Source organism: Plantactinospora sp. KBS50 (assembly GCF_002285795.1).
Taxonomy (GTDB): domain Bacteria; phylum Actinomycetota; class Actinomycetes; order Mycobacteriales; family Micromonosporaceae; genus KBS50.
Genome location: NZ_CP022961.1, coordinates 4,775,327 through 4,791,149, shown reverse-complemented (window position 1 = coordinate 4,791,149; position 15,823 = coordinate 4,775,327). Strand labels below are relative to the sequence as shown.

The following is a 15,823-nucleotide window of genomic DNA, read 5'->3' as shown; positions in this document are numbered from 1 at the left end:
CGGGACGCGCCGGCCAGCGGCCGGGAGGAAACGCACGACGGACCAGGAAACGGGGGGAGCGAGACCATGGCGGGCCGGATGGTGGTCGGTTCCGCCGCGCTGGCCGGGCTGGTCCGGCCGGCGAGCCAGCCGGTGCCGGGCGGGCACCGGATGCTGCCCGTGCTGCCGGAACTGACCGGGCTGCTGCCCGGTCGAGGGCTACGACGGGGGAGCACGGTGGCCGTGGCCACCGGCCGGCCGCCGTGGCCACCGGCCAGGAGCGGCGGCCGGCCGGTGGCCCGCGCCGGCGCTCCAGCACGGACATCCCCGACGTCCCCGCCCGGCGGCGACGCCGGCACCTCCGGGGTGTCGGGCGCATCCGGGGCCGGGGTGTCCGGCGTATCGGGGGTGTCCGGCGTATCGGGGGTGTCCGGCGCATCCGGGGCACCGGCCGGCGCCGCCGCCCGCCCGCCGCAATCCGGCGCCGTCGGGACCGGCGCCGTCGAGATCGGCGCCGCGGTGTCCGCACCGCCCTCCGGCGCCGTCGCGACCGGGTTGCCGTCCGGCGGCGGCACCTCGCTCATGCTGTCGCTGCTGGCCGAGGCGTCCCGGAACGGATCGTGGTGCGCCGTCGTGGGCGTACCGGCCCTCGGCCTGGTCGCGGCCGCGGACCTCGGCATCGCGCTCGACCGGCTGGCGCTGGTGCCGGACCCGGGTCCGGAGTGGGCCACGGTGGTGGCCGCGCTGATCGACGGGGTGGATGTGGTGGTGGCCGCCGTGCCGGCCGCGGTCAGCGCCTCGGTGACCGGCCGGCTGGCCGCCCGCGCCCGGCAGCGCGGCAGCGTGCTCGTCCCGTACGGCCGGTGGGACGGCGCCGACCTCACCCTCCAGGTGCTGCACGGCACCTGGGAAGGGCTGGGCCGGGGAGACGGCCGGCTGCGCCGGCGGGCCGTGACGATCCGGGCCCGTGGCCGCGGCGCCGCGGCCCGGCCCAGGGAGATCACCGTGTGGCTGCCCGGCGACGGCTCCGACACCGGCAGCCGGCGGCCGACCGCCGTGCCCGCGGGGGAACTCGTCACGACGCCGCCGGCCGCGGGCCAGCCCGCCGGGCGACCGGATCCGTCCCGCCGCCGGGCCTCCGTCACGTTGGTGGGCGCGGCGTCGTGACCACACCGGACGATCGGGACCGGTCCCGGCCGGCTCTTCCCACGGCCGCCGACTGGGTCACCATGGCCGCCTGCGCGGAGCCCGACGGCCGCTGGCCGGTCTGGCCGTGGCCGGTCTGGTGCCGGCCCGCCTGGTGCTGGCGGTCCCCGGCGCCGCGGCCCGAGGCCGACGGCACGTCCGGTGGCCCGGCCGACGGCACGTCCGGTGGCCCGGCCGACGGCACGTCCGGTGGCCCGGCCGGCGGCACGTCCGGTGGTCCGGACGGCGGCACGTCCGGTGGCCCGGCCGGCGGCGCGCCCGGCCGGGGAACCGGGCCGGAGGGGCCGGCATGACGCCCACCCGGACCCTGCTGGTCTGGTGCCCCGACTGGCCGGTCATCGCGCTGGAGATCGTCGAGGGGGTCCCGGCCGCCGGACCGGTCGCCGTGCTGCACGCCAACCGGGTGATCGCCTGCTCGCCCGCGGCCCGCACCGAGGGGATCCGCCGGGGGCTGCGCAAGCGGGAGGCGCAGAGCCGGTGCCCGGCGCTGGTGACGGCCGACTACGACCCGGGCCGGGACACCCGGGCGTTCGAGCCGGTGATCGCGGCCGTCGAGGAGGTCGTGGCCGGGGTGGAGGCGGTCCGGCCGGGCGCCTGCGCGGTCGCGGCCCGCGGCCCGGCCCGGTACTTCGGCGGCGAGGAACGGGCCGCCGAGCGGATCGTCGAGCAGGTGGCCCAGTCCTGCGCGGTGGAGAGCCAGGCCGGCATCGCCGACGGGGTGTTCGCGGCCGGACTGGCCGCCCGGTCCGGCCGGATCGTCCCGCCCGGCGGCACCGCCCGGTTCCTGGCCGGGCTGCCCGTCGAGGCGATCAACCGGCCGGCCCTGACCGACCTGCTGCGCCGGCTCGGCATCCGTACCCTCGGCGACTTCGCGGCCCTGCCGCCCGGGGACGTGCTGGCCCGGTTCGGGTTCGACGCCGCGCTGGCGCACCGGCTGGCCGCGGGGGAGGACCACCGGCCGCTGGCCGTCCGCCACCCGCCGGCCGACCTGACGGTGACCGAGACGTACGACGAGCCGCTGGACCGGGTCGACGCGGCCGCCTTCGCCGCCCGGACGCTGGCCGCGCGGCTGCACGAGACGCTCACCCGGCACGGGTTGGCCTGCACCCGGCTGGGCGTCGAGGCGGTCACCGCGCACGGCCAGGAACTGCACCGGACGTGGCGGCACGACGGCCTGCTGACCGCCGGGGCGATCGCCGACCGGGTCCGCTGGCAGCTCGACGGCTGGCTGTCCGGGACCAACCGGCGGCCCGGGTCCGCCGGGTCCGCCCCGGTCGCGCGGCCCACCGCGGGGATCATCCGGCTGCGGCTGGTCCCCGACGGGGTGCTCACACACCTCGGCCAGCAGCCGGGACTGTGGGGGGAGACCGGCGCGGAACGCGATCGGGCGCACCGGGCGCTGCACCGGGTGCAGGGCATCCTCGGCCCCGAGGCGGTGGTCACCGCCGTACTCGGCGGTGGCCGGTCCCCGGCGGACCAGGCCCGGTTGGTGCCCTGGGGCGACGAGCGGGTCCCGACCCGGCCGGCCGAGCCGCCGTGGCCGGGCCGGCTGCCCCCGCCCGCGCCGGCCGTGGTGCTGCCGACGCCACTGGCCGTCACCGTGCTGGACGGCGCCGGCCGGCCGGTGGGGGTGAGCGCCCGGCTGTGGCTCACCGCCGTGCCCGACGCTCTGGTCGTGGGCACCGGCGAACCCGTGGCGATCACCGGCTGGGCCGGTCCGTGGCCGGTGGACGAGCGGTGGTGGGCGCCCGCCGAGGCCAACCGGCGGGTCCGGTTCCAGGTCAGCCTGGCCGACGGCACCGCGTTGCTGCTCTCCCTGTCCGCCAGCCGGTGGGCCGTGGAGGCGATCTATGACTAGGGCGTGTTTCATGAGTGTCGGTCGAGCCGAACGCCCTAGGGCCGGTGTCCGCTGATGGGCTTCAACAACCCGGACATGCCCTGGTCGGAGCTGGAACGTCTGCTCTCCGGCCGGTCGGCGGGGAACCCCGGCGCGGGCGGGAACCCCGGCGCGGGCGGGAACCCCGGCGCGGGCGGGAACCCCGGCGCGGGCGCCGCCGGCCGGGGCGCCGACCCGGCCGGCGGCGCCGACCGGCCGACCGGCGCCTGGTTCGGCGGCAACACCCTCCGGCGGCACCTGCGGGTGGTGGACCCGCTGGCCGGCGACGGCGACGGCGGTGACGGGCCGGCCTGGACCCGGCGGCGGGGCGGCTACCTGCCGCCCGCCGGGCTGGCCCCGCCCGAGGACGCGGTGCCGTACGCGGAACTGCACGCGCACAGCAACTTCAGCTTCCTGGACGGCGCGAGCCATCCCGAGGAACTGGTCGAGGAGGCGGTCGCCCTCGGGCTCACCGCGCTCGCGGTGACCGACCACGACGGCCTCTACGGCGTGGTGCGGTTCGCCGAGGCGGCCCGGGCGCTGCGCCTGCCCACCATCTTCGGCGCGGAACTGTCGCTGGAGCCGCCCGGGGCCGGCGGCCGGCCCGGAGCGCAGCCGCGCGCCGGTACCGGTGCGCCCGACCCGGCCGGGCGGCATCTGCTGGTGCTGGCGCACGGTCCCGACGGGTACGCCCGGCTGGCCCGGACCATCGCCCGGGCGCACCTGCGCGGCGGGGAGAAGGGCCGTCCGGTCTACGGCGAACTGGCCGAGGTGGCCGCCGAACTGCGCGATCACGTGCTGGTGCTGACCGGATGCCGCAAGGGCCACGTGCCGGCCGCGCTGCTCACCGAGGGCGTCGACGCCGCGGCCCGGGAACTGGACCGGCTGACCGCGCTGTTCGGCGCCGAGACGGTCGCGGTGGAGCTGACCGAGCACGGCGACCCGACCGACGGCGACCGCAACGACGCGCTGGCCGGGCTGGCCGCCGCGGCAGGCCTGCCCACGGTGGCCACCACCAACGCGCACTACGCCACCCCGGCCCGGCGCCGGCTGGCCACCGCGCTCGCGGCGGTGCGCGCCCGGCGCAGCCTCGACGAGATGGACGGCTGGCTGCCCGCCGCGGCCACCGCCCACCTGCGCGGCGGCGCCGAGCTGGCCGCCCGGTTCGCCCGCTACCCGGGCGCGGTGGCCCGGGCCGCCGAGTTCGGTGCGGAACTCGCCTTCGACCTGCACCTGGTCGCGCCCGAACTGCCCGCGTACGACGTGCCGGCCGGGCACACCGAGATGAGCTGGCTGCGCGAGCTGACCATGCGCGGCGCGCTGGACCGGTACGGGCCGCCCGCGGCCCATCCGCGGGCGTACGAGCAGCTCGAACACGAACTGCGGATGATCGAGGAGCTGGGCTTCCCCGGCTACTTCCTGGTGGTGTACGGCATCGTCGCGTTCTGCCGGCGCAACGACATCTACTGCCAGGGCCGGGGTTCGGCGGCCAACTCCGCGGTCTGCTACGCGCTGCGCATCACCAACGTGGACGCCGTCCGGCACGGCCTGCTGTTCGAGCGGTTCCTCGCCCCGGAGCGGGACGGGCCGCCGGACATCGACGTGGACATCGAGTCCGACCGGCGGGAGGAGGTCATCCAGCACATCTACGCGACGTACGGCCGGGAGCACACCGCCCAGGTGGCGAACGTCATCTCCTACCGGCCCCGGTCGGCGGTGCGGGACATCGCCAAGGCGTTCGGTTTCTCGCCGGGCCAGCAGGACGCCTGGAGCAAGGGGATCGACCAGTGGGGCCCGATCGCCACGGCGGACATCCCCGAGCAGGTCGTCGCGTACGCCAACCAGGTGCAGGGCTTCCCCCGGCACCTGGGCATCCACTCGGGCGGCATGGTGATCTGCGACCGGCCGGTGATCGAGGTGTGTCCGGTGGAGTGGGGGCGGATGCCGGGCCGCAGCGTGCTGCAGTGGGACAAGGACGACTGCGCCAGTGCCGGGCTGGTCAAGTTCGACCTGCTGGGGCTGGGCATGCTCGCCGCGCTGCACCACGCGTACGACATGATCGAATCCACCCTGGACATCGGCTCGATGTCGCTGGACGACCCCGAGGTGTACGAGATGCTCTGCCGGGCCGACTCGGTCGGGGTGTTCCAGGTGGAGAGCCGGGCGCAGATGGCCACGCTGCCCCGGCTCAAGCCCCGGGAGTTCTACGACCTGGTGGTGGAGGTGGCGCTGATCCGGCCCGGCCCGATCCAGGGCGGCTCGGTGCACCCGTACATCCGGCGCAAGAACGGGCAGGAGCCGGTGACGTACCCGCATCCGCTGATGCGCAACGCGCTGGAGAAGACGCTCGGGGTGCCGCTGTTCCAGGAACAGCTCATGCAGCTCGCGATCGACCTGGCCGGGTTCGACGCGGCCGGCGCCGACCAGCTCCGCCGGGCGATGGGCGCGAAGCGCTCCACCGAGCGGATGGCCCGGATCCGGGACCGGCTGTACGCGGGGATGGCCGCGCGGGGCATCACCGGCGCGGTGGCCGACGACGTCTACCTGAAGCTGTCCGCGTTCGCCAACTACGGGTTCCCGGAGAGCCACGCGATGAGCTTCGCGTACCTGGTCTATGCCAGCGCCTGGCTCAAGCGCTACCACCCGGCGGCCTTCCTGGCCGCGCTGCTGCGGGCCCAGCCGATGGGCTTCTACTCGCCGCAGAGCCTGACCGACGACGCCCGCCGGCACGGGGTACGGGTGCGCCGGCCGGACATCAACGCCAGCAACGCCGGGGCGACGCTGGAGTCCACCCCGGACACCCGGTGGGGCAGCGCGCCGGGTGAGCCGCCGCACGCGTGGGGGCTGGGCGGCCCGGCGGTGCGGCTCGGGCTGTCCAGCGTCCGCACCCTCGGCGACGGGCTGGCCGAGCGGATCGAGGCCGAACGGGCGGCGAACGGCCCGTACCGGAACATGCCGGACCTGGCCCGGCGGGTGGGGATGACCGCGGCCCAACTGGAGGCGCTGGCCACCGCGGACGCGTTCGCCGGGTTCGGGCTGACCCGCCGGGAGGCGCTGTGGGCGGCCGGCGCGGCGGCCCGGGAGGGCGCGGGTCGGCTGCCCGGCACCGCCGGCGGGACCGGGGCGCCCGCGCTGCCCGGGATGGACGACGTGGACCGGCTGGTGGCCGACGTGTGGGCCACCGGGCTGTCCCCGGAGAGCCACCCGGCGCAGTTCGTCCGGCCGCAACTCGACGCGCTCGGCGCGGTGCCGATCGCCCGGCTGGGCCAGGTCGAGCCCGGCCGGCGGATCCGGGTCGGCGGCATCGTGACCCACCGGCAGCGACCGGCCACGGCGGGCGGGGTGACGTTCCTCAACCTGGAGGACGAGACCGGGATGCTCAACGTCATGTGCTCGCCGGGCCTGTGGCAGCGGTACCGCCGGGTCGCCCGGACCAGCGCGGCGCTCGTGGTGCGGGGCCGGCTCGACCGTGCCTCGGGGGTGGTGTCGCTGACCGCCGACCGGCTCGACGGGATCACCGCGCCGGTCAGCCCGCCGTCCCGCGACTTCCGCTGATCCGCACCCGCACCCGCACCCGCACCCGGCGGCGGTCGGGGTTCCGGCGGCCGCTCAGCCGGTGAGCGCCTGGACCAGCGCCGCGGCGGACATGGCCACCAGGCCGAGCAGCACGATCCGGCGGAACACGACCAGGTTCACCCGGGCGAAGATCCGGTCGCCCAGCCACCAGCCGAGCAGCACCGCCGGCAGCCCGGCCGCGGCGAGCCGGAGCGTGGCCGCGTCGACCTGCCCGGCCAGCACGAACCCGGCCAGCCCGAGCACGCCGCTGCCGGCGAAGGCGGCGGCCAGCGTCGCCCGGAAGGTGCGCGGGTCGTACCCGAGGGCCTGGAAGGCCGCGACCAGCGGCGGGCCGTTCATCCCGGTGGAGGTGGCCAGGACGCCGGAGAAGACGCCGACCGCGGCCACCACCGCCGGACCGGTGCGGAACCGGACCCGCCGCCAGACCAGCACCGTGCAGCCGAGGACCACCACCGCGATCAGGACGGTCAGCAGCCGGGCCGGGGCGAGGGTCAGCACGAGCAGCCCGACCGGCATGCCGAGCACGGCGGCCGAGGTGAGCAGCAGCGCGGTGCGCCAGCGGGCGTGCGCGCGTTCCCGGGCGGCGGAGGTCACGGTCAGCCCGACGCCGGTCACCGAGGCCACCACCACGGCGGTGCGCGGGTCGCTGGCCAGCGTGAGCAGCGGTACGGCGAGCAACGCGTAGCCGAATCCGCTGACCGCCTGGGCGAACGCGGCGAGCAGCACGATGCCGAAGGTGACGGGGAGCAGGATGGCCATCGGCGTGAAGCCTCGCCGACGACCGGTGGCGCAGGCAAACGCGTTCACCGAGAGCCTGGCCACATCCCCGGCGGAGGTGGCCGCGCTGGGCGGGACGCGTACCGGTGCCCTAGGCTCGGCCGGGTGGAGCGAACACAGCCGGCGGTCGCTGCCGCCGCTGCCCGGTCCGCCGCCGCCCGGCCCGGCACCGGGGCCCGGACCGCGGTGATCTGGGCGGTACTGCGCCAGGAACTCGACCGGCAGCATGGGCGGACGCTGGCGGTGCTGGACGTGGGCGGCGGGACCGGCGGGTTCGCCGTGCCGCTGGCCGAGGCCGGGCACCGGGTGACGGTGGTGGACGCCAGCCCCGACGCGCTCGCCGCGCTGACCCGCCGGGCCGCCGAGGCCGGGGTCGCGGACCGGGTACGCGCCGTGCAGGGCGACGGCGACGACCTGGGCGGGTGGGTGGCGCCGGCCAGCGTCGACCTGGTGCTCTGCCACGCCGTCCTGGAGGTGGTGGACGATCCCGAGGCCGTGGTCGGCGCGCTGGCCGCGGCGCTGCGGCCGGGGGGCGCCGCCAGCGTGCTGGTGGCCGGCCGGGCGGCCGCGGTGCTGGCCCGGGCCACCGCCGGGCAGCTCGCCGCCGCCGCGACGATGCTGGCCGATCCGGACGGCCGGGCCGGGCCGCGGGACACCCTGCGCCGGCGGTACGACCCGGACGGCGCCACCGCGCTGCTGCACGCCGCGGGGCTGCACGTCGAGGAGGTGCACGGGGTGCGGGCGCTCACCGATCTGCTGCCGGCCGCGGTGGCCGAGGGGGATCAGCGGGCGCTGCTCGATCTCGAACTGGCCGTGGCGTCCCGCCCGCCGTACCGGGAGATCGCCGCGCAACTGCACCTGTTCGCCCGCCGTACGCCGTGACCGGCCCGGCCGCCGGGGCGGACCCGACACCGGCCCTGGGCGGCCCGGCCGCACCGGCGGCGGATCCGCTGGCGGTGCTCCCGCCGCGGTACGGCGCGGCGAGCCTGGCCGACCTGATGCCCGGGGTGCTGGCCGCGCTCGGGGTGCCCGGCTCCGCCGACCCGCTGGGGCTGGCCGACCGGTTGGCCGGGGTGCGCCGGATCGCGGTGCTGCTGGTGGACGGGCTCGGCTGGTACCAGCTTCCGCTGGCCGCGGCGCACGCGCCGACGCTGGGCGAGCTGGCCCGCGCCGGCCGGTGGCTGACCAGCGGCTTCCCCTCCACCACCCCGACCAGCCTGGTCAGCCTGGGCACCGGCGCTCCACCCGGAGCGCACGGCGTGCTCGGGTTCCGGGTGCGGGTGCCCGGCACCGACCGGGTGCTCTGCCACGTCGACTGGCGGGACGATCCGGATCCGCGCGGCTGGCAGCCGTTGCCGACGGTCTGGGCGCGGGCGGCGGCCGCCGGGGTGGCGGTCACGGTGGCGAGCCGGCCGGAGTACGCCGGTTCCGGGCTGACCGAGGCGGCCAACGCCGGCGGCCGGTACGCGCCGGTCACCGGCCCGGCCGCGCTGGCCGAGACGATGCTGGCGGCGCTGGGCGCCGGGACCGGGCCGACGCTGGTCTACGGCTACCACCCGGAACTGGACCAGTGCGGGCACCGGTACGGCGTGGACTCGGCGGACTGGCGATCGGCCGCCGCCGGCCTGGAGGAGGCGCTGGCCCGGCTGGTCGACGGCCTGCCGCCGGACGCGGCCCTGCTGGTGACGGCCGACCACGGCCAGCTCAACGTGCCGGCGCAGGGCCGGTTCGACCTGGACGCCGATCCCCGGCTGCGGGCCGGGCTGCGGCTGGTCGCGGGCGAGCCGCGGGTGCGGTACCTGCACGTGCGGCCCGGTGCCGTCGAGGACGTCCGGGCCACCTGGGCCGGGGTCCTGGGCGACGCGGCCCGGGTGCTCGACCGGGCCGAGGCGGTGGCCGCCGGCTGGTTCGGTCCGGTGCCGGCGGCGCATCTGGAGCGGATCGGCGACCTGGTGGTGGTCTGCCGGGGCACGTCCGTCGTGGTGCACCCCAGCGTGAGTCCGGCCGAGGCGTGGCTGGTGGGCTTCCACGGTTCGCTGACGGCGGCCGAGATGGCGATCCCGCTGCTGGTCGCCGGGGCGCAGGGTGTCGTACCGGCGGGTTAGCCTGCCGGTCATGGGTCGCAGCCAGTCCTTCCGCCCGGGAGCCGGCGGTGCCGATCCGCGCTTCGGGCCGGGCGCCGACGACGCGGGCTGCCCGATCCTGCACGTGGACATGGACGCCTTCTACGCCTCGGTCGAGGTCCGCCGGCGGCCCGGACTGCGCGGCCAGCCGGTCGTGGTGGGTGGTCTCGGGCCGCGCGGCGTGGTCAGTTCGGCCAGCTACGAGGCCCGGACGTACGGCGTGCGCAGCGCCATGCCGATGCTGCGCGCCCGCGCGCTCTGCCCGGGCGGGGTGTTCCTGGCGCCGGACTTCGACGCGTACACCGCCGCGTCCCGGGCGGTGATGCAGATCTTCCGGGACGTCACCCCGCTGGTCGAGCCGCTCTCCCTGGACGAGGCGTTCCTGGACGTGGCGGGGGCGCGGCGGCTGCTGGGCCGGCCCACCGGGATCGCCCAGGCGATCCGCGCCCGGGTCGCCGAGCAGGAGGGGCTGACCTGCTCGGTGGGGGTTGCCCCGACGAAGTTCGTGGCCAAGCTCGGGTCGGCGCTGGCGAAGCCGGACGGCATGCTCGTGGTGCCCGCGGACCGGGTGCTGGAGTTCCTGCATCCGCTGCCGGTGGACGCGTTGTGGGGGGTGGGCGAGCGGGCGGCCGAGGCGCTGCGCCGGCTCGGGCTGTCCACCGTGGCCGACCTCGCCGCCGCGCAGCACGGGCTGCTGCGCAGCGCCGTGGGCGAGGCCGCCGCGCACCATCTGCACGAACTGGCCTGTGGTCGGGATCCGCGCCGGGTCACCCCCGAGCAGGTGGAGAAGTCGATCGGGGCGGAGGTCACCTTCGACACCGACGTGGCCGATCCCGCCACGATCCGCCGGGCGCTGCTGGCGCTCGCGGAGAAGGTGGGGATGCGGCTGCGCCGGGCCGGCCAGGTCGGCCGGACCGTGTCCATCAAGGTACGGCTGACCGATTTCCGCACCCTGACCCGCTCCCGCACCCACCAGGTGCCCACCGACGTGGCCCGGGAGGTCTTCGAGACCGCCTGGGCGCTCTTTTCCGCCTTACGCCCCGGTGACCGGATCCGGCTGATCGGGATCCGGGTCGAGGGGCTGGCCGCGGCGGCCGGGACACCCCGGCAGGCCGTGCTCGGCGCTCCCGAGTACGGCTGGCGGGAGGCGGAAGCGGCGGTGGACGCGGCAACCGCCCGTTTCGGGCGATCCGTCGTGCGTCCGGCCAGCCTGCTGGACCCGGCGGAGCCACGGGACAACCCCTAGGTTGCTGTCTCAGAGCCGAAAATCAACGCGACCATGCCTCGTCCCGCTTTCCGACCCGCGGGCCCCCTCGTAGACTGGCGGGTAAGCAGCCGGTTGGCTGTCACGGTCTGTCGGTCCGACCGGATCGACCTTCGTGACCGGGGAGGAGTGCCGTGCCGCTCTCGGAGCACGAGCAGCGGCTGTTCGAGCAGATCGAGCGGTCGCTTGCCGAGGACCCCAAGTTCGCCTCGGCTGTGCGCGCCAGCGACCCACGCTTCCGCGTGCGGCGCCGGCTGCTCGTCGCTGCCGGCCTGATCATCGCCGGCCTCGCGGTAGTCGTCTACGGTGCCGTGATCAAGACACCGCTGCTGGCCGTGGCGGGGTTCGTCGTGATGCTTGCCGCCGCGGCGTACGCCTTGCAGTCCCACCGACGGGCGCAGTCGCCCGACCTGCACGTGGTGGGCGGCACCACCAGCCGGCGCCCCCGGGGCCGCCGGCTGTCGATGATCGATCGGCTGGAGGAAAGGTGGCGGCAGCGGCCCGAGGGCCATCGCTGACGATGTCCCGGCGCTGACGCCCCGCCCGCCCTACGCGGCGGCGGTGCGCTTCCGCCGGGCAACCTCGGTCAGCGCGCGGACGACGTCGGCCGGCCGCACGGTGATCGGCTCGTTGCCAGCGGCGTCGAGCGTGGCGTAGTGCGCCTCCACGATCTCCCGCAGGATCGCCCCCGGCTTCACGCCGCGGGCCTCCGCGTCCTCCATGACCCGGCGCGCGATGTTGGCGGGGTACCGGGCGGACATGCTCACCTTCGTCGTCGGCGGGGTGTCGTCGACCACCGCGGCGGACCAGTCCCGGTCTTCCAGTGACTCCTGCGCCGCCCTGATGTCATCTGCTCGGCTCATCGCCCGCCCCTTTCCATCAACTTGCGCAGTGGCTGTGCCTCGTCCTCGTCGAGCCATCGCGCTCCGACCACCACGTACTCGTCGTCGGCCTCTTCGACGAGAGCCACCGCCAGCATTCTCCCGTCCGGCACCGCGCCGACGACGTGCATCACCGCGCCGATGCGGCGCACGATCCGCGGCCGGGACGCGGTGAGCACGTGCAGGGCCGCCTGCCAGCCGACGCCGGCCCGGTCGAGCGCCTCGTAGCTGGTGTAGGAGAACCGGTACGGATCTACCGACATGGGAAAAGTATACAAACGCATACGCCGGGTGGAATGCCTTCCGGGCAGGTGACGAGGCGGTTCGGGCCCGCCCGCGGCGACCGTCCCCGCCGGCGGCCGGATCAGCGTGCCGTGCGCTGGCCGACCAGCCGGATCAGCGCGCCGTGCGCTGGCCGACCAGCCGGCGGGGACTCCACCGGCGCATCCCGGCGTTCGCCCGCCCGGCCGAGGTGACCGTCCGGGCGAACCCGTCGGCCACCGCCGTCCGCCAGCGCAGCAGCACCGACGGGGGCAGCATCGCGGCGACCACCCGGGTCCGCCGGCTCGCGCCGGCGGCCAGCCCGCGGCGGACCGCCCGCAACGCCGGGCCGAGTCCGCTCTCCCGGCCCGGGGCCGGGGCGTACCGGGCCAGTTCCTCGGCCCGACCCAGCCGCCGGGCGGCGTCCGCCGCCGGACCGGTCAGGTCCCGGCTCGCCAGCCGCTCGACGGTCAGCCGGGGCGTCTCGGCGGGATCCACCAGCACCCGGAAGTCGACCATCGTGTCCAGCAGTTCCGCCCAGGCCGAGTGCACGTCCGCGCGGCCCCGGTCGGCGGAACCGTCCACGATCACCTCAACCGTCCCCGGCTCCCGCACCCGGGGAGAGGGCAGCACGGGACCGGTGGCGAGCCGGCGGATCCGGCGCCGGCGCAGCAGCACCCGGCGGGTCGCCGGCAGCACGAGCAGCAGAAGCAGCACAGCAGCGGCGGAAATGATCCACCACGACTGGCTCGCCGGGCGCGCCTGCGCCACCGAGGCCGCGTCGGGCAGCCCGGCCTCGTCGTCCTTCTCCTGCGGGCTCGATCCGGCGTCGTTGGCGGCGCCCGGCCGGTCCGGGGAGTCCACCTCGCCCGACGGCGCGGTCGGGTCCGGAGCGTCGGTGTCCGGCGCCCACTCCGACCGCATCGCGCCGGGAACCGACGCCGCGGGGGTCGCGTCGAACGGCACCCAGCCGATGCCCGCGAAGTAGACCTCGGTCCAGGCGTGCAGGTTCTTGTTGGTCAGCACGTACGTGTTGCTGTTCACCTTGCTGCCGGTGGTGAATCCGAACGCGACCCGGGCCGGAACGCCGGCCGAGCGGACCATCCAGGACAGCGCCGCGGCGTACTGCTGGCAGAAGCCCGTCTTGTTGTCCAGGAAGTCGACGATGTCGCTGCCGCTGGTCCCGCCCTTGGTGGACAGCGAGTACCGGAAGCCGTTGTCGGCCGAGAAGTAGTCGTAGAGGGCGCGCACCCGGGCGTAGTCCGACCGCTTGCCCGCGGTGAGCTGGCGGACCAGCGAGTCCACCTGCGGCTGCCGGGGCACCTCGGTGAACGCGCGGGCCGGGTCGGTGTCGCTGGGCTCCGGCACCGCGCTCAGCGCCGCCGGCGAGTACGTGGAGCGGACGTAGTCGAACGAGTACTTCTTGCCGCGTGCCTGGCTGCGGCCGGAGTAGACGACCTGCTGGCTCGGGTCGAAGAACCAGGACGAGTCGATCCCGTCGGTCGCGATCGGATTGCTGTACACGGGCAGCAGCGACATCGCGAAGTCCCGGCTGATCTCGATGCTCGCATGCTCGGTCTGCCGCACCACGCCCGCCGTGCTGCGGCGATCCACCGGCGGCAGCCCCCGGCTCACCGGCGTGCCGTGCGGAGCCCGCACCCGGAAGCCGTCCGGGCGCAGCTCGTCGGCCACCCCGAAGCGCAGGTAGAACGGCGCTTCCTCGGTGGTGGTGACCCGGGCCAGGTCGCGGGTGTCGGACTGGGTGAGCTGGCCGCTGAGCGCGGCGAACAGGTTGACCCGACCCAGCCCACCCTGGCCGACGCCGTTCCCCTCGCCGAGCGGCGAGGTCTGGAAGGTGTTCAGCATGCCCGTGGTCATGCCCGGCACGGCCAGCGGCAGCAGCACCGCCAGCAGGACACCCACCGTGGCCAGCCGGCGGCCGGCCGCGGACAGCGGCGACGGTTCCCACTGGTCCACGTCGCGGCCGTCGCCGGTGAACCGCCGGCCGAACCGGCGCACCCGGTCCACGTTGTCGGCGACCAGCAGCCAGAGGAAGCCGATCGCGCCGACGACGAACGGCACCGGCGGCACGCTGTCCGGGTACACCGCGACCGGCACCGAGTAGATGGCCAGCATCGGCAGCCCGGCCAGGGCCGGCCGGCGCAGCCCGACGCTGAGCAGGTCGACCACCGCGGCCACCACGCCGACGCCGAGCACCGTGATGAACAGCAGCGGGGTGGTGTCCGGGACCGGGATCCCGTACGAGCGCATGTCCTCGCCGGCCGCTCCGAAGAGGTGACCGAAGTAGGCCAGCGTGCCCTTGGTCGGCACGACCGCGAGCCACTCCCGGCCGCTGGGGAAGATCCAGGTCAACGCGATGAACAGGGCCACCAGCATGGCCCCGAACTGGGCCACCAGCGGTGCCCGCAGGTACCGGGCCAGGGTCACCGCGCCGTACTGCGCGGCCACCACCAGCAGGATCTGCACCAGCCAGGTCCACCGGTCGAAGATCGTCGACAGCGGCGCCGCCGCCAGCACGGTGGCGACGGCCGCGACGAACCCCAGGTACCGCGTGCTTCTCATCGCATTCCCCCGGAGACCGTCTCGGCCATCGCCGCCCGCCGGGCGAATCCCTGCGCCCGCCGGGCAACCTGCGGCCACAGTCCGGGCAGCAGCATCCCGTGCTCCACCCCGATCACCTTCCAGCCGCCCTCCAGCAGGGTCAGCGCCGACGCCTCGTGCGCCTCGTCGGCCTCACCCCTGGCCGGCTGGCCCAGGTTGACCCAGGTGGTGCTGTCGATCAGGAAACCGATGCAGGCCACGCCGCTGTCCCGCAGGCCGCGCACCAACTCCGCCTCGGTGGCGCTGCACGTGCCGAGCACCGCGACCACCAGGCCGCCGCGGTTGCGCTGCCGGACCCGCTCGACGAGCAGACCCAGGTCGACCCGCGGCGCGGTCCGCACCTGCGCCAGGTGGTCCAGCAGCAGCCCTTCGCCGCCGGCGTCCGAGGCGTCCAGGTCGGCCTCCGGGCCGGTGACCAGTCGCATCTTGTAGCCGGCGCGGCGCAGGTGCACCGCGATGCTGGCCGCCGCCGAGACGGCCCACTCGAAGCTGGCGGTCGGTCCCTCGCCGCGGTGCGCCGCGGCCCGGGTGTCCAGCACCACGGTGGCCCGGCTCTCCCACGGCTGCTCCTCGCGGCGCACCATCAGCTCGCCGGTGCGGGCCGTGGACTTCCAGTGCACCCGGCGCAGGTCGTCGCCGTGCCGGTACTCCCGGGTCGCCGCGTCGTCGTCGCCGTGCACGGCCACCGACCGGGCCCGGCTGTCGCCCGTGCCCGCGTACTCGCCGGCCACCCGCACGTTCGGCAGCGCCAGCACCTGCGGGATGACGGTGAGCCGGTCGGTGCTGGGGAAGGCCCGGGTCAGCTCGCACAGCCCGAACGGGTCGGTGAGGCGCACGGTGAGCGGACCGACCTCGTACCGGCCGCGCACGTCGGCCCGCACCGTGTACGCCACCGAACTGCCCTGGTGGGCGCCGAGGCGTTCCAGCACCACCCGGGGCCGGCTGCCCAGCGCGTACGGCAGCCGGTCCTCCAGCAGCAGGGTCCCGGTCGGCAGCCGGGACAGGTTCTGCAGGCGCAGCACCACCCGGGAGGTGGAGCCCGCCTGCACCCGGTGCGGCTCCAGCGAGCGGGTGCAGGCCAGCCGGTACCGGCTGCGGCCCACGTACAGCGCCGCCAGCAACGGCAGCACGGCCAGCAGCACCGCCACCCGGAGCAGGTCCTTCTCGCCGAGAATCAGCGCGGACAGCGCCGCGGCCGCGGCTGCGGCCAGGAACGACCGGCCCCGGGTGGTCAGGCCGCGCAGCGCCTCCCGCATGG

General features: G+C 76.2%; 12 protein-coding genes and 2 pseudogenes. 9 read left to right on the top strand and 5 right to left on the bottom strand.

All coding sequences use genetic code 11. The features are described 5' to 3' along the window. Nucleotides 1–66: 66 nt before the first annotated feature. The 5 genes and pseudogenes from CIK06_RS32580 to CIK06_RS20485 all read left to right on the top strand — a co-directional run. Nucleotides 67–306, top strand: a pseudogene (locus CIK06_RS32580) (hypothetical protein); the annotation flags it as partial. A 240-nt stretch (nucleotides 307–546) separates the two neighbouring features. Continuing rightward, nucleotides 547–1,146, top strand: a pseudogene (locus CIK06_RS20500) (hypothetical protein); the annotation flags it as partial. Beyond that, nucleotides 1,143–1,478, top strand: coding sequence for a hypothetical protein (locus CIK06_RS20495; RefSeq protein WP_095566191.1), 336 nt, complete (start codon nucleotides 1,143–1,145; stop codon nucleotides 1,476–1,478). The pseudogene CIK06_RS20500 and the gene CIK06_RS20495, both read left to right, overlap by 4 nt. Then, on the top strand, nucleotides 1,475–3,043 hold the full coding sequence (locus CIK06_RS20490; protein ID WP_095566190.1) for a DNA polymerase Y family protein: 1,569 nt from the start codon (nucleotides 1,475–1,477) through the stop codon (nucleotides 3,041–3,043). The genes CIK06_RS20495 and CIK06_RS20490 overlap by 4 nt, the downstream gene beginning before the upstream one ends. A gap of 54 nt (nucleotides 3,044–3,097) precedes the next feature. Then, nucleotides 3,098–6,616 carry an error-prone DNA polymerase gene (locus tag CIK06_RS20485; protein WP_232533758.1) on the top strand — a complete coding sequence of 1,173 codons (3,519 nt, stop codon included), beginning with the start codon at nucleotides 3,098–3,100 and terminating at the stop codon, nucleotides 6,614–6,616. 54 nt (nucleotides 6,617–6,670) lie between these two features. Here CIK06_RS20485 and CIK06_RS20480 read toward each other — a convergent pair whose 3' ends face one another. Further along, entirely contained in the window at nucleotides 6,671–7,396 is a 726-nt protein-coding gene (locus tag CIK06_RS20480) for a sulfite exporter TauE/SafE family protein (protein WP_157756875.1), read from the bottom strand. A 207-nt stretch (nucleotides 7,397–7,603) separates the two neighbouring features. Between CIK06_RS20480 and CIK06_RS20475 the strand changes: the two genes are divergently transcribed. The 4 genes from CIK06_RS20475 to CIK06_RS20460 all read left to right on the top strand — a co-directional run bounded on the left by CIK06_RS20475 (nucleotide 7,604) and on the right by CIK06_RS20460 (nucleotide 11,319). Then, complete coding sequence (locus CIK06_RS20475) at nucleotides 7,604–8,296, top strand: methyltransferase domain-containing protein (RefSeq protein ID WP_095567988.1); 693 nt, start codon at nucleotides 7,604–7,606, stop codon at nucleotides 8,294–8,296. Then, nucleotides 8,293–9,519 carry an alkaline phosphatase family protein gene (locus CIK06_RS20470; RefSeq protein WP_232533757.1) on the top strand — a complete coding sequence of 409 codons (1,227 nt, stop codon included), beginning with the start codon at nucleotides 8,293–8,295 and terminating at the stop codon, nucleotides 9,517–9,519. The genes CIK06_RS20475 and CIK06_RS20470 overlap by 4 nt, the downstream gene beginning before the upstream one ends. A gap of 10 nt (nucleotides 9,520–9,529) precedes the next feature. After that, entirely contained in the window at nucleotides 9,530–10,783 is a 1,254-nt protein-coding gene (locus CIK06_RS20465) for a DNA polymerase IV (protein WP_095566188.1), read from the top strand. Between the two features lie 152 nt (nucleotides 10,784–10,935). Further along, complete coding sequence (locus CIK06_RS20460) at nucleotides 10,936–11,319, top strand: DUF3040 domain-containing protein (protein WP_095566187.1); 384 nt, start codon at nucleotides 10,936–10,938, stop codon at nucleotides 11,317–11,319. A 30-nt stretch (nucleotides 11,320–11,349) separates the two neighbouring features. Here CIK06_RS20460 and CIK06_RS20455 read toward each other — a convergent pair whose 3' ends face one another. The 4 genes from CIK06_RS20455 to CIK06_RS20440 form a co-directional block, all read right to left on the bottom strand. After that, complete coding sequence (locus tag CIK06_RS20455) at nucleotides 11,350–11,664, bottom strand: hypothetical protein (protein WP_095566186.1); 315 nt, start codon at nucleotides 11,662–11,664, stop codon at nucleotides 11,350–11,352. Further along, entirely contained in the window at nucleotides 11,661–11,945 is a 285-nt protein-coding gene (locus CIK06_RS20450) for a hypothetical protein (RefSeq protein ID WP_095566185.1), read from the bottom strand. The genes CIK06_RS20455 and CIK06_RS20450 overlap by 4 nt, the downstream gene beginning before the upstream one ends. A gap of 133 nt (nucleotides 11,946–12,078) precedes the next feature. Beyond that, on the bottom strand, nucleotides 12,079–14,526 hold the full coding sequence (locus CIK06_RS20445) for a DUF3488 and DUF4129 domain-containing transglutaminase family protein (RefSeq protein ID WP_095566184.1): 2,448 nt from the start codon (nucleotides 14,524–14,526) through the stop codon (nucleotides 12,079–12,081). Continuing rightward, nucleotides 14,523–15,821 carry a DUF58 domain-containing protein gene (locus tag CIK06_RS20440; RefSeq protein WP_095566183.1) on the bottom strand — a complete coding sequence of 433 codons (1,299 nt, stop codon included), beginning with the start codon at nucleotides 15,819–15,821 and terminating at the stop codon, nucleotides 14,523–14,525. Before CIK06_RS20440 ends, CIK06_RS20445 begins: the two co-directional genes overlap by 4 nt. Nucleotides 15,822–15,823 lie beyond the last annotated feature (2 nt).